Origin of the sequence: Paralcaligenes sp. KSB-10, from assembly GCF_021266465.1 — a bacterium.
Taxonomy (GTDB): domain Bacteria; phylum Pseudomonadota; class Gammaproteobacteria; order Burkholderiales; family Burkholderiaceae_B.
In genome coordinates this window covers 591,708-611,665 of record NZ_CP089848.1, presented here as the reverse complement: position 1 = coordinate 611,665, position 19,958 = coordinate 591,708, and the positions used below count along the sequence as shown (strand labels likewise).

The following is a 19,958-nucleotide window of genomic DNA, read 5'->3' as shown; positions in this document are numbered from 1 at the left end:
AGTTAATATGTTAATTTTAATAATTGATATGTTAAGTTATTGCTTAAAGTCAAGGCATGATCACAATTAGTACAAAATGGAGAGGAAGAAAATGAAAGGCTCGGCTATTTATCGCAAATTATTTGTTGAGTGGCGCAGGCGGCTGTCGGTATTGGCTTGCCTCGGTTTTCTGGCGGCTCCCGCGCTGGCTGCCTCATATCCGGACCACCCGATACGCTGGCTGGTGCCGTATTCGGCGGGCGGCGGCAGCGACATATCGACTCGTCTGGTGGCGCAATTGGTGTCCAAGGAACTGGGTACCAGCATCGTTGTGGAAAACAAGCCCGGCGCTGCCACAATCGTGGCCGCGCAAGAGCTCAGGCGCGCAGCGCCCGACGGGTATACCGTCATGACCGCGGGACAGGGTACGCTGGTACTCAACCCCAGTTTGTATGCCAATCTGGCGTACGATGCCAACAAGGATTTCGAGCCGGTAAGCACTTTGGTCAGGCTGCCTGTGGTGCTGGTGGTACGCCCCAATCTGCCGACCGCGAATCTGCAGGATTTTGTCGCCTACGTGCAAAAAAATCCTGGCAAGCTTTCCTTCGCCTCGGTGGGAAATGGCAGCCCTCATCATTTGGCCGCCGAACTGTTGCTGGAAAAAATCAAAGGCACTGCCACCCATGTGCCGTATAAAGGAACTCCCCCTGCCTTGCAGGACATTGTGGGCGGCCAGGTCGACTTCATGATGGCCGACCTGTCGGCGGCCGCACCGCTGGTCCGTTCCGGGAAGCTGCGCGCCTTGGGAATTCCTTTACCTGAGCGCAGCTCGACTTTGCCCGACGTGCCGACTTTTGCCCAGGCCGGTTTGCCGGGCTTCGAGGCCTACACATGGCAGGGTGTTGTGGTACCCGCCAAGACGCCCAAGGACATCGTAAGCAGGCTTAACCTGGCCATCGCCAAAGCCCTGGCCGATCCGACCGTCGTCAAGAAGCTTAATGACCTGGGTATTCAGGCCATGGGCGATACGCCGGCCAAGTTCAAGAGTTTTATCGCTTCGGAACAGCAGAAGTGGGGCGGAGTCATACGCGAGCGCCACATTTCCCTGCATTGATCTCTACGGCCCTGGCCACTGGTCCGGGCCTGCTCAAGGCTTCAGGTTCTTGTTCAGAAAGGCAATGGTGCGCGACCAGGCGAGCTTGGCCGCCGCCTCGTCGTAACGCGGAGTCGTGTCGTTATGAAAACCGTGGTTGACACCCGCATACATGTACTCCTGGTACTTGATGCCATTGGCTTTGAGCGCTGCTTCAAAAGCCGGCCAGCCGGCATCGATGCGCTCATCCAGGCCGGCATAGTGAATCAGAAGAGGGGCCTTGATCTTGGCGGTGTCTGCCGCGCTGGGCTGGCTGCCGTAAAAGGGCACGGCTGCCGCAAGATCCGGCAGGCGTACCGCCAGGGTATTGACGACTCCGCCGCCGAAACAGAATCCCACGGCTCCGATTTTGCCGGTGCATTCGGGGCGCGATTTTAGAAATTCAGCCCCGGCAACGAAATCTTCAATACGCTTTTTCGGATCGAGCTGGGCAAACAGCTTGGTTGCTTTTTCTTCGTCGCCAGGATAACCGCCCAGAGGTGTCAGGGCATCGGGGGCAAAAGCCACGAAGTTTTCCAGTGCCAGGCGACGCGCCACATCTTCGATATAGGGATTGAGCCCGCGGTTTTCGTGAACCACCAGAACGCCTGGCAGTTTGCCGGCGGGCTTGGCCGGCAGCGCAAAATATCCACGCATGGTGCCGGACCCGTGCGGCGAGGGGTAGTTCAGGTATTGAGTTTTGATCCGGCTGTCGTCTTTGGCGACCTGTTGGGCGTACGCGTAATTGGGTTTAAGGCTTTCGAGCATGGCTGCCGCGGTAAAGCCGCCTACCGCAAACTTGGCGGCTCGATCCAGGAACTCCCGGCGTCCGATCATGCCATGCACATATGAATCAAACAGCTTGAGAACACCGGCAGGAAAATCGCTGGCTTTTTTGCGTTCCATGATGAGGTCTCCTTGAGGCAGGGCAGGCTTGCCGTGATGCCAGGCACACTGGATGGCCAGTCCACGGCAAAGAGTAGGGCTGCAATCGATAAAGGCTGCAGGCGAAGTTTGCACCCGAATCGGCCAAAAGTCATCACTGTGGCACGCCTCCTGTGTACAATAATTTACTCAATCAGCATGGCAAACTATGGTTTCCGCCCGTCATTTTTTTGATAATCATCTGCGGCTGGCCATCACCGTCGTGGTGGGCGTGGCTGTTGCCCTGGCTCTTCCCGCATCCTGGAAACCGGATAGCCGGATATTGGCGGGGTGGAATATTACGGTATGGCTTTATCTGTGTCTGATGGGATGGCTGATGATGCGTTCCGATCCTGTTCGGGTGCGCAAACTTGCCGAGCAGGAAGACGAAAGCGCAGGAGCGGTTCTGGTGATCATGTCGATTGCATCGGTGGCCAGCCTCGCGGCCATCATTCTCGAACTTTCGACCGTAAAAGACTTGCCGGCCAATCTGCGCCTGTCCCATTATGCTTTTACCATCGCTACGGTTTTCGGTTCGTGGTGCCTGCTTGGGACATTGTTCACTCACCATTATGCGCGCCTGTTCTATCGGTCCAAGGCGAATCAGCGGCCTTTGCATTTTCCGGAAGGTGAACAGAACCCCGACTATTGGGATTTCCTTTACTTTTCTTTCACGATAGCCGTCGCCGCCCAGACTGCGGACGTATCCGTAATGAACAGAGCGGCGCGCAAGGCGGTGCTGGCCCAGGCTGTGCTCAGTTTCCTATTCAATGTCGCCATCGTAGGCCTGTCGATCAATATCGCCGCCAGCCTGATTGGCTCATGATGGCGCCGGCGTGGCCGGCAGGGCCAGTATGGTCTGCCGCTTGGGTATATTTTCGGAAGCCGGGCGCAGCAAGATCTTGAGATCCGCGGGCAATAGCCGCATCAGCGCCGGCACGTCGGTAAAGTTGCCTGTAATGCCCAGAGTGAACAGATGTCCGGGCTGCTTGAAGTCCTCTTGGTAGAAAGCCCCGTACCAGATTGGCACTGGGGGTTCCCGGTCGGACTTTTCCAGCAGATAGTCAGATCGCCAGAGCCTGAGTACGGTCCGCGATAGAGGTTTGCCGGGATCCAGGAGCACGAATGCCAGCCCCGAGCCCTTGCCCAGATTGTATCTGGGCAGCACCGGCAGTTCCTTGGCCGCGGTGCTCGGAATCAGCCATAACAGTGTCGTGCGGGTCGACCATGCCGGCGGCGCCAGCCATCCGGCTCGCTCCAACCGGCTTTGTATGTGGTCGGCGCTATCGGCCCATTGCAGCACAAACAGCTCTTTGTCGTGGCTTCGCAGTTCCACCCGGTATTTCGGCAGTTTTTGCCAGGTGCTGTCTGTCCATTGCGTCAATGTAATGGTTTGGGTCCGCGATTCCGGTGTGTAAAGCGACAAGTCGGAGTCCGATCGATAAATGAATGTCCAGGCCCCGCTTGCCAGCAGCACCGCCAGAGCCAAGCCTCCCAGAGCTCGGGGGTGCAAGCGTTCAGATACCTGGCGCTGGGTATAAATAATGACAGCCAGCGTCAGCCATGCGACACCCAGGCTCCAGCCTGCCAGGACATCCGACAACCAATGCGCGCCAAGGTACAGGCGGGAAATTCCGATCAGTACAATCCCTACGGTGGTAATGACGGTGATGGCCGCCCGGTTGATCGGAGTCTGGCGGCGGGCGACGAGATAGGCCAGAAAACCATAAATAATCATGCTGGATGTAGCATGCCCGCTCGGGAAAGAAAAATGTTCGATGCCGCTGTACAGGTTCAAGGGGCGAGGCCGATTTGTAATCAAGGCCAGCAATCTGACCAAGCCTTCGGCGATGATTGTCATTGCCAGCCAATAACCCGCCGTGCGCCAGCATCGCCGCAGGACGAGCCAGCACATCACTGCCAGTGCCACGAACAGGCGGACACGAACGCCGCCCAATTCGGTGATTCCGACCATGAGGTGATCCGCGGGCCAGGTGCGCAGTCCCTGCAGCATATTGAACAGGGCCATATCAAGATGCACTAGCGAATCATGCGTGAATACATCTTGCGCGATAATCAGGAACAGCACGCTGCTGCCGACGAACAGCAGCGTGCATAGCAGCAAAGCATGTGAACCGGGTTTATGCGGATCAAGCAGCATGGACACCCAGAGCCGGGTTCGGGAAGGCGGTGTCGGAGCGGTCTGATTGGCCCATAGCAACGCGCCATCCCGCCATTTCCGGAGTATCGGTATGCCGTTCCTGATGGCCATGCGCGTTACCCATGCGACAAGCCATATCAGCGCGACGAGCAGGATCAGGATCAAGGCAATCCGCCCGCTCACCGCTCGGGCCAGCTGGATTGACGCCCCGAATACCAGGCCGGGCAGAATATGGGCGGGCGACCAGACCAGCGCAGACCCGATATTCGCGAAATAAAATTCCGTGCGTCGCATATGCGCAATACCGGCAATAAAGGGCACGATTGCGCGTACCGGAGCGATGAAGCGTGCGAACAGGATGCTCTTGCCGCCATGTTCGCGGATAAATTGCTGGCCGCGTTCGACCAGGGCTGTACGCCGCTGGAACAGGCCCCAGGTTTTGATCTGTTCGTAGTATTTCCGGCCCACTTCGTAGCTCAGGCCGTCGCCGCACACAGCGCCGATGGCAGCGATGCCGAGAGTGGCCCATACATTAACCGCTCCCGTACCGATCAGGGCTCCGGCGGTGAACAGGACAACCCCTGCCGGAACCAGGGTGCCAACGAGGACGATCGATTCGGAAAACGCCACAAGAAACACAACCAGCAGGACCCAATTCGGGTGCAGAGCGATGTCGTTGAGCAGCGCATGCATTCAGTAAGCTCCTTGCCTGGCGGGGTCAAGCCTTTCCAACAAAAAAATAGAAGGCAATATTGAATTCAGTTTGCCCCAGAACCTTGAAAATGTCATTAATATGCGCCTAGACTATTGCACTGGATGCAGCTGTGCGTCGGGTGTGGCTCTGTCTATATAAAAACCGGAAAGCATCAATGACCAACTCCGATCGGCGGTCTTTTTTAAGAAAGGCCGCGATTTCCGCCGCATCGATGGCATTATTGAATGCCGTGCCTGAGTCAATACGCAAAGCGCTGGCCATTCCGGCGCATTCGGCTACGGGCACGCTCAAGGACGTGGAACACATCGTTGTCCTGATGCAGGAAAACCGGTCGTTCGACCATTATCTGGGGCATCTGAGCGGGGTTCGAGGCTACAACGACCGCTTCCCCATTCGCTTGCCCGATAAGCGGCCGGTGTGGTTCCAGCCAAGAAGCAACTCGTTCCAGGGCACGATTGCTCCTTTCCATCTTGATACGCAGACCACCAGCGCTCAGTGTATCGGCGATCTGGATCACTCGTGGCGCAAAACGCATGCGGCGTTCAACAGCGGCCGCTACGACGCCTGGCCGCAATATAAAACAGACATGACCATGGGATACCTCCTGCGCCAGGATATTCCGTTTCACTACGCCCTGGCCGATGCGTTCACGGTTTGCGATCACTATTTTTGTTCCATGCCTGGGCCCACCCACCCGAACCGAATGTTTCTGATGACGGGCACGGTCGATCCCTCCGGCAAGCGTGGCGGCCCGCTGATCGATAATCGCGACCCGGTGTCACATCCTGAATTGCCCGGATTCACCTGGAGGACCTATCCGGAACGCCTGGAGCGAGCTGGGTTTTCGTGGCAGATATATCAGGAAGGCACCGATCCTCACGATATTTATCAAGGGAATTTTGGCTTGAATGTGCTGGCCAATTTTAAAAATTTCATCGACGCGCCCACTGGCTCCTCCTTGCGTCGCAGAGCCATGACGGCCTGTCCCGTGACGCAATTGGCTGATGACGTCAAGCAGAACAAACTGCCGCAGGTTTCATGGGTATTGCCGCCGGCGGCTTTTTCCGAACATCCTAAATGGACCCCTGCCTATGGGGCGAACTATATTGCGAGAGTGCTGGATGCCTTGACGGCTAATCCCTCGGTGTGGAGCAAGACGGTATTGTTTGTCCTGTATGACGAGAATGACGGATTTTTTGATCACCTGGTACCGCCTCAGCCGCCGTCCGATGCCAGTCAGGGGAAAAGTACGGTAAGCATTCAGGACGAATTGCACACGGTCGTCAATCCTGCGCACAGGCCCGTGTACGAAGCCGATAACTTGCCTTACGGATTGGGTCCACGAGTGCCGATGATTGTAATTTCCCCCTGGTCCAAGGGCGGTTTTGTATGCTCCCAGGTATTCGACCACACATCGGTGATCCGATTTATCGAGCAGCGGTTCGGGATATTCGAGCCGAATATCAGCGCCTGGCGGCGCGCGGTATGCGGCGACCTGACAGCCGCGTTTGACTTCTCGCGCAGCGACGAACTCATGCCGGCCTTGCCCGACACCGCAGGCTATCGAGCCTTGGCCGATCGGCAATGCAGTACATTGCTGAAACCGGCTCCGCCTGCCGGCGATGCCTATGCCATTCATGCGCAGGAGCCCGGCACCCGTCCTGCCCGGCCCCTGCCTTATGACCTGCATGTGGCGAATCAGGTGGATATCCGTAAAAGACAAATACAATTGACTTTCACCAATAGTGGCAGGCAGGGCGCTCATTTCTGGGTGTATGCCGATGACTCCGGGAACAGCCCACGACGATATACGGTCGAGGCAGGCAAGTCGTTATCCGACAATTTCGCCACCAATGGGCAATCGGCAAGCTATGCCTGGACGGTATACGGCCCCAATGGCTTCCTGCGCAGTGTCAAAGGCTCCATACCCACGACGGACGAGCCTGACACGACATTGTTCACGATACAGGACGGCTACGATACGATGAACGCCGAGTTCCTGTTGGAACTGAGCAATCAAGGTACGGAGCCGCTGTCCATCGTTCTGACGGATATGGCCTATGGAAACCCCGAGCAGGGAATCACCTTGATGCCAAAAGCCAGGTATGTCTCGGCGTGGAGTGTAGCGGGTAGCCACCACTGGTATGACGTGACGGTAGCCTTGATGGGCTACCCTGACTACATCCGGCGCTATGCGGGCCATTTGGAAACGGGCCGGGCCAGCAGCACCGATCCGGCGGCGGCCAATCCGGTCCTGCTTTGACTCCTCCCAGGGACCAGGCAGGCCGGTAACGTATGGAAAGATATCTCCGGGAAGTCCGTGTTTTAATAAATAAAGATTTAAAGGGCCGCGCTCAGGCCTGCAAGAGGCTTTTGCACGCAGGCTTTGCTCAGGCACCGGAGGCTTTTCATCTATGCCAGCTGTATCCTCGTTCGCTGCTGAACCCCTACGCACGATAGTCCCGCGTGCGGCGCTGCAGCAACATTATGACGAAGTTCGGGCACATACCTTGGCTTTGGCGGCTCCGCTGTCGGCCGAGGATCAGTGCATTCAGTCCATGCCCGACGCCAGCCCCACAAAGTGGCATCTGGCGCATACCACCTGGTTTTTCGAGACCATGGTCTTATGCGCGCACGGGCTTGACTACCAGCCCTTCGACGAACGTTATTTCTATCTTTTCAATTCATATTACGAGACACTTGGCCCGCGCCATCCGCGCCCGCAGCGAGGGCTCCTGACGCGCCCCGCGCTTGACGAAATCCACGCCTATCGCCATCACGTCGACCGGGCCCTGGCGCATCTTCTGCAGTATTGCAGCGACACGCAGTGGCCGCGAATTGGGCAATTGGTAACCTTGGGCCTGCATCACGAACAGCAGCACCAGGAGTTGCTGTTGACCGACATTCTCCATGCCTTTTCGTGCAATCCCCTGCAGCCCGCCTACCAAAAGGCCGGTGCATCGGAATCGATGGGGCAGGAGGCCATGCGTCCGGCAGCGGACTCGGCATGGACGGATTTGGCCGGCGGCATCGTTTCCATTGGGTGCGATACCGGCATGTCGCATGAATTCGCCTTCGATAACGAGACTCCGCGCCACGAGGTATTGCTGCAACCCTGCCAGGTGGCACGACGACTGGTGACCTGCGGTGAATATGCGGATTTTCTGGCCGATGGCGGTTACCGGACACCTGCCCTGTGGTTGTCCGACGGGTGGGCGGCGCTTCAGGCCAATGGCTGGCGGGCGCCCATATACTGGACAGCCTCGGACGATTCCGATACTTCCGCACAAAATTGGCAGGTATTTGGCCTTCAGGGGCTGCGTCCGCTCGACCGCGCCGTGCCGGTCACTCATCTGAGCTTTTATGAAGCAGCCGCCTATGCGGAATGGGCCGGCGCACGGCTGCCGACCGAATTTGAATGGGAAGCGGCGGCAGGTGCTCCGGGCATGACTCAAATCATGGGTCACGCCTGGCAATGGACACGCTCTTCGTATGATCCGTATCCCGGTTTTCGTCCCATAGGCGGCGCGGTAGGCGAATACAACGGCAAATTCATGGTGGGGCAAATGGTGTTGCGCGGCGGCAGTTGTGCAACGCCGGCTGGCCACTCCCGCGCAACGTATCGAAACTTCTTTCCGCCCGGCGCTCGATGGCAATTCTCGGGTTTGCGTTTGGCCAAGGACATGAAATGCTGATTAGTCCACAACGTCATTACGACACAGCTTTGCAGGATACCGGTGGCGGGGCGCCGGCGGCAGACGGTTTTGCCCACGATATGCTGGCCGCCCTTGCGGCGCGGCAGCGTCGTTTGTCGCCCAAGTATTTTTACGATGAAGCGGGTTCCGCGCTGTTCGATCTTATTTGCGATCTGCCCGAATATTACCCAACGCGCACCGAATTGGCACTGCTCTCGAATCATGCCGGCGAAATAGCCAGGCATATGGGGCCGAATGCCGAGATCGTGGAGTTCGGTGCCGGCTCCTTGCGCAAGATCCGTTTATTGCTCGATGCCATGGATCAGCCCTTGCGCTACTTGCCGATTGATATTTCCGGCGCGCACCTGGCGACTTCGGCGGCCCGCTTGCAAGCAGATTACCCTGGCCTTGGCGTGGTTCCGGTCGTGGCCGATTACACCCGTGCCTTTCAACTGCCCTCAAAGGTTCCGGGAGGCGGGCGCCGCATCGGTTTTTTCCCTGGATCTACGCTGGGCAATCTGAGCCAGGCAGGCGCTTTAAGGTTTTTAAAACAGGCGGCACGACTGTTGCGCGGCGGAGCACTGCTCGTAGGTGTGGATCTGGTCAAAGCTCCATCGACCTTGCATGCCGCCTATAACGATTCCAGAGGAGTCACCGCCGCCTTTAACCTGAATGTGCTGGAACGCGCGAATCGTGAGCTCGATGCGGACTTCAATGTATCGCAATTTGCCCACAGCGCTTTTTATAATGCACCTTTGCAACGCATTGAAATGCATTTGATGAGCCGCCGCGCACAACAGGTTCATGTCTGCGGGGAAAGTTTCAGCTTTGCGGAAGGCGAAACCCTGCACACCGAAAACTCGCATAAATTTACAGTCGAAGGATTGCGTGCGCTTGCTGTGCAAGCCGGGTTCAGGCCCGGTCCCGCCTGGACCGACCCCCAGAAATTGTTTAGCCTGCATTGGCTGCGTGCGCCGTTTTAGACGCCACGATGCCTTGTGCACCCAATTGGAATGCTTGCCGCGCCTTGGGCCGGAACTCCACGCAAAGTTATACTGCCTGTCATGAAAAATCTTTCTTCAAACAGCTCACTGGAAACCATAACAGTGCAGATTACCGGCCGCGTGCAAGGGGTGGGTTTTCGAGCCGCCGCGGTGCGCCAAGCCCACATGCTGGGGATTACCGGCTGGATTCGCAACGCCGCCGACAAGTCGGTGGAAGCCCTGCTTCAGGGTTCGCATGATCAGGTCGATCTTATGCTCTCCTGGTTACTTACCGGGCCGCCCGGAGCCCGCGTCAATGAAGTGATCAATCAACAGCAAGTCATCGATCGGCGCTTTGACCGCTTCGAGCAGCTGTAGTGGTGCCAGAGGGGCTCAACGGAACACAGACACAGGGGGAAGCTTGGATGAAAGCAGAAATTCTGGTGGTTGGCGGCGGCGTCATTGGCTCCAGCATCGCGCTTTACCTCAGACGGCACCCGCGCGCCGGACGGGTAGTTGTGGTGGAGCCCGATCCGGCTTACGCATTGGCTTCGACTCCGCGCGCCTCCGGCGGCTTCAGAAGGCTTTTCTCGACGCCCGAGAACATCCAGATGTCCCAATACAGTATTGGGTTTTTCGATAATTTCGAAAAAGAAGTGTCTGTCAATGGGCAGGCGCCCGGCCTGCAGATCAAACGGCAAGGCTATCTGTTCATTGTCCAGCCCGAATTTCTGCCGACTCTGGAAGCGAGCCATCGAACCCAAAGTGCACTTGACGTGAATGTCCAGTTACTGGACAGGGCAGCGCTCAAGAGCCTGTTTCCATCTTTGGAGACCGATGACATCGGGGCCGCCCTGTACTCGCCCGACGATGGCTGGCTCGACCCGAATTCCCTGCTTCAGGGAATCAAGAAAAAAGCGCAAGACCTCGGTGCCGCCTATGTGCAGGACCGCGTCGTGGCCATCGGCTCAAGCCAAGGCCTGGCCCGCAGCGCAAGCCTCGAATCGGGCCAGTGCATTCAGGCGGATATTATCGTCAACGCGGCTGGAGCTTGGGCGCAGCAGGTATCGGCCATGGCAGGCATGCCGCTGCCGGTCTTTCCCATGCGCCGGTTCGATCATTATTTTGAATGCAAGGCGTCCATCGAGCCCTTGCCTTATATCAAGGATCCAGCGCGGTTGGCGATGCGGCCCGAAGGGAGAGGCTTCACCGCAGGGATCCCCAACTGGAACGAGCCCCGCGGCTTTAATTTCGATGTGGATCACGATTATTTTGAAAACGTGGTCTGGCCGGCCATCGCGCATCGCGTGCCCAGTTTTGAGGCCGTCAAGCTGAAAAGCTCGTGGAGCGGCTTGTACGACCAGAATGCGCTCGACACCAACATGATTCTGGGCCCCTGGCTCGGCGGCCTGAGCAATTTTTATGTGGCCGCCGGCTTTTCCGGCCACGGCTTGATGCATGCCCCCGCCGTGGGCCGTGCCATGGCCGAACTCATCCTTGATGGGGACTATCAAACGCTGGACCTGTCCAATATGAGCTATAAACGCATCATTGAACAGACGCCTTACGCCGAAAAAGGGATAATATAAAGTTTTAAATAATATTTAATTTCAATAGTTTACATTCAATATTTAAAGCTAATTATTTAAAGCTAATTCTAGAATCAAATAGAAACTTGATGCTCGCCTCCACGCACTGCATGGGGCCTGAGCGAATCCAGGAAAGAATGTTTTTCATCCCTTGGCGCCTGTATCCGGCGCCGGGCCCATCACAACATGAACCCGATGAGTCTTGCCGTCGTCGGCCAGCGGCACCGCCTGCGAGTCCGCCGGCAAGGGGGCGCCGTCAAGCTCGACATTCAACACTCCCTTGGCCACGCCGCCGGGATTGTCGACCGTAATCAGATAGCGCGCGGTGCCATGCCGGTAGCTGAACCGGAAATTGCGCCAATCGGGGGGAATGCAAGGGTCGATCGTCAGACAATCCCCGTGCTTTTGAAAACCCAGAACCGATTCCAAGCCGCCGCGATATAGCCATCCGGCCGACCCGGTGTACCAGGTCCAGCCGCCGCGCCTGACGTGTCCGGAAGCGGAGTAAATATCGCCGGCCACGACATACGGTTCGACTTTATAGGCGTGAACGCCGGCGCGTGTAGAAGCGTGATTGATGGGATTGAGGATTTTGAATAAATCGGCCGCCCGGTTTCCATCTCCCAGTATTGTGTAGGCAATCATGCACCAGGTAGCGGCATGAGTGTATTGACCACCATTCTCGCGCACTCCCGGCAGATAGCCTTTGATATATCCAGGATCCAGTGGTGTCTTGTCGAAGGGAGGGGTGAGCAACAGCACCAGATCGTCGCCTGGCCGGATCAGATATTGCTCGACCGACTGCATGGCCCGCTGCTGTCGCGTCGCCGTGCCCGCGCCGGAAATCACGCTCCAGCTTTGTGCCAATGAGTCAATGCGGCATTCGCTGTCGGAGGAGCTTCCCAGCGGTGTGCCGTCATCGAAATAAGCACGCCGATACCAGGCGCCATCCCATGCTTTCTTTTCAAGCGCTGTCTGCAGTGCAGCGGCGTGTTTTTGCCACCGCTCGATGCATGTCTGGTCTGCGCGCGAAGACGCTATGGCGGAAAACCTGGATATGGTCGAACAAAGAAACCAGCCCAGCCACACACTTTCTCCTTTGCCCTCGTGGCCGACGCGGTTCATGCCATCGTTCCAGTCACCGCCGCCCATTAATGGCAGGCCATGGATGCCGGTGGCCAGGCTGCAATCGATGGCACGCACACAGTGTTCGAACAGGCTGCCCGACTGGGCCGATACGGTAGGCTCGTAGTACGCGTTTTCCTGGTCCGCGGCCACGGCGGCGCCTTCCAGGAACGGCACGGTTTCGTTGAGCACCGCCAGGTCTCCGGTGACCGTAACATAGTGCGCCACCACATAGGGCAGCCAGAGGCGGTCGTCGGAAATATGTGTGCGCACGCCGCGCCCCTTGGGCGGATGCCACCAATGTTGCACGTCGCCCTCGACAAACTGCCGGGCTGCCGACCGTAAGATATGTTCACGGGCGAGATCCGGACGAGTCACGTTCAACGCCATGCTGTCCTGCAACTGATCGCGGAAGCCATAAGCGCCGCTGGCCTGGTAAAACGCCGTGCGCGCCCACATCCGGCAGGCCAGCACCTGATAGAGCAACCAGCCATTGAGTATCAGATCGGTGGCGCGATCAGGAGTTTCGACCTGGACTGTAGTTAGAATCCGGTCCCAGTGGCCTGTAACTTCAGATAGGACTTTCGATGTATCGAGTGTGCGGTACCGTGCTATCAGATTTCGCGCCGCCTGCCGGTCTTCGGCCTGCCCCAATATGAATGTCAGTTGTATTGACTCGCCCGGCGCGATTTCAACGCTGGTCTGCAACGCACTGCATGGATCCATGCCGGCGCCGGTCTTGTTGCTTAGAACGGCATCGGTGGCCAAGGCGGCGGGTTGCTCAAGATTGCCGTTGCGGCCAATAAACTCTGTACGGTCTCCTGTCCATGATGTCTGGCGACCGACCCAGTCGACAAAGGCGATTCGTTGCCCGAATTCGGCATTCCAGGGATTATGGGCAAACATTGCACCGGACGAAGAGTCCATTTCGGTTATGACAAACGGCGCGCTGTTTGCTCTGGCAGTACCCAGAACCCATTCCACATAGCTTGTCACACTTAGCTTGCGCAGACGAGACGAGCGATTCTCCAGGGTCAGCGTGGAAATTTTGACAGGATCGCTCCAGCTTACAAATTGCAGCAGCTCGCTCATGATGCCGTGCGAACCGTGCTGAAACCGGCTATAGCCATGGCCATGGCGGGCAATGTAGCGGGTGTTTTCCAGGCGGATCGGCAGGGCAGTGGGTGTCCAGAGCTCACCGGTTTCGTTGTCTCGCAGATAAAACACTTCGCTCGGTGTGTCGCTGACTGGATCATTCGACCAGGACGTGAGCTGGTTTTCCTGACTGTTGGACGACCATGTATAGCCCGCTCCCGACTCCGAGACCTGGAAGCCGAAATCGGGATTCGCAATGATATTGACCCAGGGCGCCGGCGTCCGTTGATCTTTCCCCAGAACGGTAACGTATTCTCGGCCTTGCTCGGCGAAGCCGCCAAGGCCATTGAAAAACTCCAGCGTCGGCATTGATTGCGCTATTTCGGCATGAGTGCGTGGCGAGGGCGTGCGTGGCGCAGTGGCGGCAGGCTTGGATTCTGCACGCCGCATGCGTACTATCTGCTCTTCCAGACTGCCTTGTTTGTTTCCGGCCAGCACTACCCGTGCCACACACTGCAGTAGTTCCAGTTCCGGCTCTTCAAGCAAATCGGCGCGCAGCACAAAAATGCCGCCTTGCTTGGAAGGTGGCGCGGTCTGGCTGCCGCTGACCAGGTTTTCGAGCGATGTTTGCAGATCCTGCGCATAAGAGGCTTTTTTTTCGTTCAGGATGACAAGATCGACCGCCAGACCTTTGCCGTGCCAATATTCATGAGCACGCAAAAGCTGCCGCACAATTTCGCGGTCTTCCTGTTCGTCGATGCGAAGCAATACGATGGGCAGGTCGCCCGATATGCTGTATTGCCACAAGGAGGTGGCGTTCAGGGTATTGCGTTTGAGCATATCCCCGCTTGGGCGCATGGCCGGGTCGGAGTACAGCACCCGGTTGGCAAGAAACTGAAACAAGTGTGCCTCGTCCGCGGTGATGCCCAGATGATGCAGGCGCACCTGGCCCTCGGTCCAGGCAAGTGTCGAGATCCGTTCGAAGCTGGCGGGGTCGCGATACTTGTCGGCCAGATTGATAATTTCTTCGCGCGTGGATGCAACCATGGTGGCAAACACAATATGCGTTGTCGCGCCGGCGGCAACCTGCACCCGGGTGCGCAAACTCAGAATCGGGTCAAGCACTGCCCCGACAGTATTGGACAGCGGGCGGCCGTCCATTATGGCGACGGGATTGCGTATGGGATGGCCGCGACCGAGGAAACGCGCGCGGTCTGTTTCGTATCCGGCATTTTCGCCGTGTGTGCTCCCGGCAAAAATATGCGCGGCCCACACCGGGGCATCGGCGGCGCTGCGTGGCCGCCGCATGGCCATCAGGCCCTGCACTTCCGGCAAGTATTCGGTCTGTATAAAAAGATTGGAAAAGGCCGGATGCGCCGTATCGGCGGCCATAGGCGCAAGCACTACCTCCGCGTAGGAGGTCAGTTCGATTTCCCGGTCCTTGGTGCCGGAATTGATAATGGAAAGGCGGCGAATCTCGGCATTGTCTTCCGGCGAGACGAGAATCTCCAGACTGGTGGCAAGGGTTCCATCGTGACGAACGATGCGTGCCCGGTCCTCGGAAAAAATCACTTCGTAGCGGTCCGGTTCCACGCCTGAAGGCTGGTAGCATGCCGACCATACTTCGCCGCTTGCAGTATCGCGCAGAAAAAGATAGCTGCCCCACGCATCGCTGGTCGGATCTTCGCGCCAGCGTGTCACAGCCAGCCCGTCCCAGGTGCTATATCCCGATCCGGCCGTGGTCACCATGACGGTATACCGGCCGTTCGAAAGAAGGTGGCTGGAAGGGATTCCTTGCCTGGCTGAATGGAAGCGACGGGAAGCGGGCATGATGATTTCCTTGGCGCGCGTTGCGCCGATAGTATCCTGGCGCGGGTAGGTAATGCCGATCTCGCGCGGTATGGGTTCTTGAAGCAGCAGATCGGCGGCACGCACGATCGATTGCCGATGAAACCGATGGCGCATGATGCCATCGAACAAAGTATTGCCAAGGGCTACCAGCGACATCCCCTGGTGGTGCGCCATATATGTGCGAACCGGCGCAGCGAGTTGGCTCTCGGGGATGCGTGCCGGAGTAAAGTCGATGGCGTCGTAGTAGCCGTAGATGCCACGCCCGCCGCTGGCTTCAATGTGCCTGAAGTTGGCGATGGCGGCGGGGGCCTGGTACATGGCGGCGAGCGCTGTGGCGTAAGGAGCGATAACCAGGTTTTGTGCCAGGCCGCGTTTCAGACCCAGCGCGGGCACTCCGAAGTCGGCATACTGGTAGGTCAGGGCACGGTCGCGGACGTTATACGCCGATTCGGAAACTCCCCACGGTATGTGGCGTTTCCGGCCGTAGGCAATCTGCCGCACGATAACCAGACGGCAGGTCTCGTCGAGCAGGCTGTGGCGCGGCGTGTACATCACCAGCGACGGCATCAGGTACTCGAACATCGAACCGGACCACGACATGAGGACGGCACTGTTGCCTTGGGGCGTCATGGGGCGGCCCAGGCGAAACCAGTGAGTCGCGGCTACATCGCCTTTGGCGATGGCAATGAAGCTGGCAAGGCGAGCCTCGGAGGCCAGCAAATCATAATAGCTGTCGTCCAGGGACGCATCCCCGACTCTGTAACCGATTGCGAACAGGCGGCGATCGGCATCGAAAAGAAAGCCAAACTTCATGTCAGTGAACAGGCGTTTTGCGGTGGCTGCCAAGGCGTTCAGCCGGTCGGCCAGCGTGGTGGCGTACGCCTTGGTTGAGGGGGCAGCTGCGCCGCCCGTGAGGGCAGGCATGTCATTTCGCGAAGCCGCCGCCAACGTCGGCGTATAAAGCGGCAGGTCGCGCAGATGACTGGCCACATCGGACTGAATGGTTCGCGCCCAAGCCAGCACTTCGCTATGTTCCGCATCGCCGCGTTCCTCGGCAAATGTTTCGGCCAGGTCCAGCAGCGTGCCGGCTCGTGTCCCCAGTTCGTGCCAGCGTGTCGGCCAGTCTGCGGCACTTGCAGGCTCTTCAATCAGCCATCGATCGAAATCGTCCAGGCCTTCACGCAGCTGGCTTGGGTTTACGGTCAATGTGCGGCGATCATCCCGTTCCGCCCGAATGGATTCACGCAATAGCCACACCGAATCTCTGATGCCGGCCAGATGCATGGCAGTGAATACCGGTTTTCGCGTCATTTCCTCGCAAGCGCTTGCCAGCGCAAGCAGATGGCCCGCGAGGTTGCCGCTGTCGACGGACGATATGTATTGTGGATTGAGCGGGTTCAGGGAATGAGTATCGTACCAATTGAAAAAATGGCCCCGGAAGCGCGGCAATGTTTGCATGGTACCCAAGGTGGCTTCCAGCCGCTCCACCATTTCCGTGATGCCGATCCAGCCGAAATCGCGCGCCGAGATCGTGGACAAGAGATAGAGTCCGAAATTGGTGGGAGAACTTCGATGAGCCACGACGGGGTAGGGGTCTTCCTGGAAATTGTCCGGGGGCAATGAGTGATTCTGCTCGTCGACGAAAGTAGTGAAAAAACGCCAGATCCGACGCCCCGACAGACGAAGCGACAGGGTGTCGGCGACGCTGGCCGCCTCGGGTCCGGCGGCCGGCGGAGGCAGGCTGATAAGTTGCGCAAAGAACGGGGAAACACACCATAGCGCCAGGAATGGCGCCGCAGCGCCCAGGTTGGCGGGGTTGATGTACATCACGATGACTCCGAAAGCGGCCACAATAAAGACCGCGCCACGCAGCGCCCAAGTGAAATGCATCAGCGACAGGCTGGCCCGCAGCTTCGCCTGAGCGGAAGTGACCCATTCAAGCAGCAGGCGATGGCTGACCAACAAGCGAAACAAGGTGCGGCCGATGGCATCGAGAGCCAGCCAGCTGCGGTGGGCCAGGAGCGCAAGCGCAATAATCATGTAGGCGCAACCATGCAGCACATCCTTGCCCACGGCACGCATATGGCTGTCGCGTGAAATGCCGGAGCGAGGCGGCACCAGTCCGTGGCAGATCGAGACGATAGCGGGCGCAGCCAGGGCCAGCAGGACATAGGCGGACCAGAGGCCGGCAGGCACGTGCGGCAATGTCCAACTGGCCAGCAAAATGAAAATCATGGCGGGCGCGGACAAGGAACGGCGCAAGTTATCGATCATCTTCCATCGACTCAGGATGGGAATGGCGGTAAAGCCCGCTATCCAGGGCAACAACTGCCAATCGCCGCGTATCCATCGATGCGATCTGGATGCCGCAACCTGATAATGCGAGGGAAAGTCTTCGAATAATTCAAGATCCGTGACCAGGCCGCAGCGGGCAAAAATCCCTTCGAACAGATCATGGCTGAGAATGGTGTTTTCCGGGATCCGGCCAGCGAGAGATGCTTCGAACCCATCCACATCGTAAATGCCCTTGCCCGTATAGCTGCCTTCACCGAACAAATCCTGATAAACATTCGATACCGCTCCGGCGTACGGATCGATGCCGCAGGGTCCCGAAAAAACATGCTGAAAAATCGAGCTTTCGCTGGCCGTCGGCAGTGTTGGCGTAATGCGCGGTTGCAGGATGCCATATCCTTCGACGACGCGGCGCGATGTTGGGTCGATGCGAGGCTGGTTCAGGGGGTGGGCCGCCGTTCCCACCAGTTGACGCACCGCGTCTATCGGCAGACGTGTATCGCTATCAAGGGTGATGACATAGCGAACCCCTGCCGGAGTGCGAGGCGGATCGCCATCAATGGGCAAAAAAGAGGTGTCTGTCGCGCCGCGCAAAAGCCGATTGAATTCATGCAGCTTGCCGCGCTTTCTCTCCCAGGCCAGCCACTTGTGCTGTGCTTCATTCCATAAACGTTTGCGATGAAACAGGAAAAACCGCGCCTCGCCGTCAGGCATGGCGCCGTGACGGGCATTCAGGGAGGCGATTTTTCGTGCGGCCGTATTCAACAACAGCCTGTCATCTTCCCGGTATTCTCTATCGGCATCGGTCCAGTCCGAGAGCAGCGCAAAATGGACATTGCCTTTCGGGTTCGCAAGGTAGTGCACTTCAAGCTGATCGATCTGCGCGATGATCCCCGCTTCGTTCACCAGCAATGTGGGCATGACAACGAAAGTCCGCAGGGCCGGGGGAACTCCTTTTGCCAATTCGAGCCGTACCAGGTGACGTGGGGGCACCAGCCTGGTAATTGCCTTGTCGATCAGCAGAATTGCCACGTCCGAAGCCTGGAAGAATCCCAGTAATCCCAACAGGCACAACCCCGCCAGGCCGACGCCGGCCAGGGCACTGATCCAGAGCGGCAGCGCCAGCAACAACGCGCTGGCCAGCAGAATCGTGCCAATATAGGCTGTCGCGGCATGGGAGGTATAGGCCCGCAGGCAGCGCTGCCCAAGAGAAACCCGGAAACCGATTTCCCGTTCGAAATCCCGGCGTCCGGTCGATATCAGATAATAGCCCGGGTCCGATAGACGGTTTTGCGGATCTCCCGTCTGCAGGGCTCCACGAGCCGCTTTGTCCATCACCGCGTTGGCTATATCCAGTTCCGTGTGCCGCGACCCGCCTGCCAGGGCTTCGATGGCATGTCTGTAGTGGTCACGGCTTGTAAAATCCATACCTGAATAAATGGGGTTGCGGCGAAGGCATGCATCGACCAGGCTGATGTCTTCGAAAAAAGGCTGCCAGTCGAACGCCTTCATGTCACGCATGCTGGTGATCAGATTTCTAACCGTCATATTGGCGGCGGCTTGACTGGCGTGCTCGGTTTGCACGATGTCATCGGAGGACAGGCCCCGGCGCGCGAGTTCCTCGTCAAGCCAGCGCAGGGAAATGTCCTGGTAGCGCAATCGCTGTATCAATTGCACGGCAAAAGCGGGCGCCAGGTGCTTGGCAACAAGATCGTGCAATACGCCCTCGACTTCCTGCGGCGCCTGATGGTCAAGCGCGAGCAGGTCGTCGGCAAACTTGTCGGCCTGGTGCCGGCTTTCCTGCGAACCGGCGACAAGTACACAAAGACGGCGCAGATTCTCGACCATCACGCAACGCAAGGTGACCGGAATAGCCCACAGTTCGGCGATGGTCAAGGGCTGGACTCGTTGATAGGCATGCAGGAAGGAGCGCAGCAAGGAGGCATCGAAGCGGCTATCGGTATGAGCCACGAATGCCCAGATCACCCCATAGATGCGAGGGTAATCGCGCAACGGCCCATCCGACAATTTGGGCAATACTCGGTATGAGGGCGCCTCGAGTTCGAGGCGGGTTGTCTTGAGTTGGTCTTCGATTGCCCTGAAATTATCGAGCAGCCATTCGGCCGCGGGTGTGATCGACCGCCGCAGACGTGCCGTTTCTGCGATAGTGTCGTAGCATTTGAGCAGTACGCGTGCGTTATTGGCTGCTCGCCCTGCAAGGGCGTGCCCATTTTTGATCTTGGGTGAAATGATTTGTGCGGCAGCGAGGCTGGCAGCGTGTTGCTCCAGCCGCTCCACGCTGAAAAGCTCAGCGCGGATCGGCGGTTCGGATGGATCCGGCTCGTTGACTGCACGCGCCGATCCCAGGAAATTCAGAATACGCGGCATACGCCCCATATCGGTACCTCCTTGGTACT

Annotated in this window: 10 protein-coding genes; 7 read left to right on the top strand and 3 right to left on the bottom strand. The window is 58.0% G+C overall.

Annotated features, from left to right (window positions below; all coding sequences use genetic code 11):
* Positions 1 to 91: 91 nt before the first annotated feature.
* The gene (locus tag LSG25_RS02810) at positions 92 to 1,093 is read left to right on the top strand and encodes a tripartite tricarboxylate transporter substrate binding protein (RefSeq protein WP_232743202.1); all 1,002 of its coding nucleotides are present in this window, start codon (positions 92 to 94) and stop codon (positions 1,091 to 1,093) included.
* Between the two features lie 33 nt (positions 1,094 to 1,126).
* Here LSG25_RS02810 and LSG25_RS02805 read toward each other — a convergent pair whose 3' ends face one another.
* Positions 1,127 to 2,017, bottom strand: coding sequence for a dienelactone hydrolase family protein (locus LSG25_RS02805; protein ID WP_232743201.1), 891 nt, complete (start codon positions 2,015 to 2,017; stop codon positions 1,127 to 1,129).
* Between the two features lie 187 nt (positions 2,018 to 2,204).
* Between LSG25_RS02805 and LSG25_RS02800 the strand changes: the two genes are divergently transcribed.
* Entirely contained in the window at positions 2,205 to 2,861 is a 657-nt protein-coding gene (locus LSG25_RS02800; RefSeq protein WP_232743200.1) for a DUF1345 domain-containing protein, read from the top strand.
* Here LSG25_RS02800 and LSG25_RS02795 read toward each other — a convergent pair.
* Positions 2,856 to 4,889 (bottom strand): bifunctional DedA family/phosphatase PAP2 family protein, encoded by a 2,034-nt coding sequence (locus LSG25_RS02795; RefSeq protein ID WP_232743199.1) that lies wholly within the window; start codon positions 4,887 to 4,889, stop codon positions 2,856 to 2,858. The two genes, LSG25_RS02800 and LSG25_RS02795, sit on opposite strands and share 6 nt — an antisense overlap.
* 176 nt (positions 4,890 to 5,065) lie before the next feature.
* Between LSG25_RS02795 and LSG25_RS02790 the strand changes: the two genes are divergently transcribed.
* The 5 genes from LSG25_RS02790 to LSG25_RS02770 all read left to right on the top strand — a co-directional run bounded on the left by LSG25_RS02790 (position 5,066) and on the right by LSG25_RS02770 (position 11,178).
* The gene (locus LSG25_RS02790) at positions 5,066 to 7,174 is read left to right on the top strand and encodes a phosphocholine-specific phospholipase C (protein ID WP_232743198.1); all 2,109 of its coding nucleotides are present in this window, start codon (positions 5,066 to 5,068) and stop codon (positions 7,172 to 7,174) included.
* 151 nt (positions 7,175 to 7,325) lie between these two features.
* On the top strand, positions 7,326 to 8,606 hold the full coding sequence (gene egtB, locus LSG25_RS02785; RefSeq protein ID WP_232743197.1) for an ergothioneine biosynthesis protein EgtB: 1,281 nt from the start codon (positions 7,326 to 7,328) through the stop codon (positions 8,604 to 8,606).
* An 80-nt stretch (positions 8,607 to 8,686) separates the two neighbouring features.
* Complete coding sequence (gene egtD, locus LSG25_RS02780; RefSeq protein ID WP_232744542.1) at positions 8,687 to 9,589, top strand: L-histidine N(alpha)-methyltransferase; 903 nt, start codon at positions 8,687 to 8,689, stop codon at positions 9,587 to 9,589.
* Between the two features lie 81 nt (positions 9,590 to 9,670).
* Positions 9,671 to 9,967 (top strand): acylphosphatase, encoded by a 297-nt coding sequence (locus LSG25_RS02775; RefSeq protein WP_232743196.1) that lies wholly within the window; start codon positions 9,671 to 9,673, stop codon positions 9,965 to 9,967.
* A gap of 47 nt (positions 9,968 to 10,014) precedes the next feature.
* The gene (locus LSG25_RS02770) at positions 10,015 to 11,178 is read left to right on the top strand and encodes an FAD-binding oxidoreductase (RefSeq protein WP_232743195.1); all 1,164 of its coding nucleotides are present in this window, start codon (positions 10,015 to 10,017) and stop codon (positions 11,176 to 11,178) included.
* A gap of 144 nt (positions 11,179 to 11,322) precedes the next feature.
* Here LSG25_RS02770 and LSG25_RS02765 read toward each other — a convergent pair whose 3' ends face one another.
* Positions 11,323 to 19,938, bottom strand: a complete 8,616-nt coding sequence (locus LSG25_RS02765) for a GH36-type glycosyl hydrolase domain-containing protein (protein ID WP_232743194.1) — start codon at positions 19,936 to 19,938, stop codon at positions 11,323 to 11,325.
* Positions 19,939 to 19,958 lie beyond the last annotated feature (20 nt).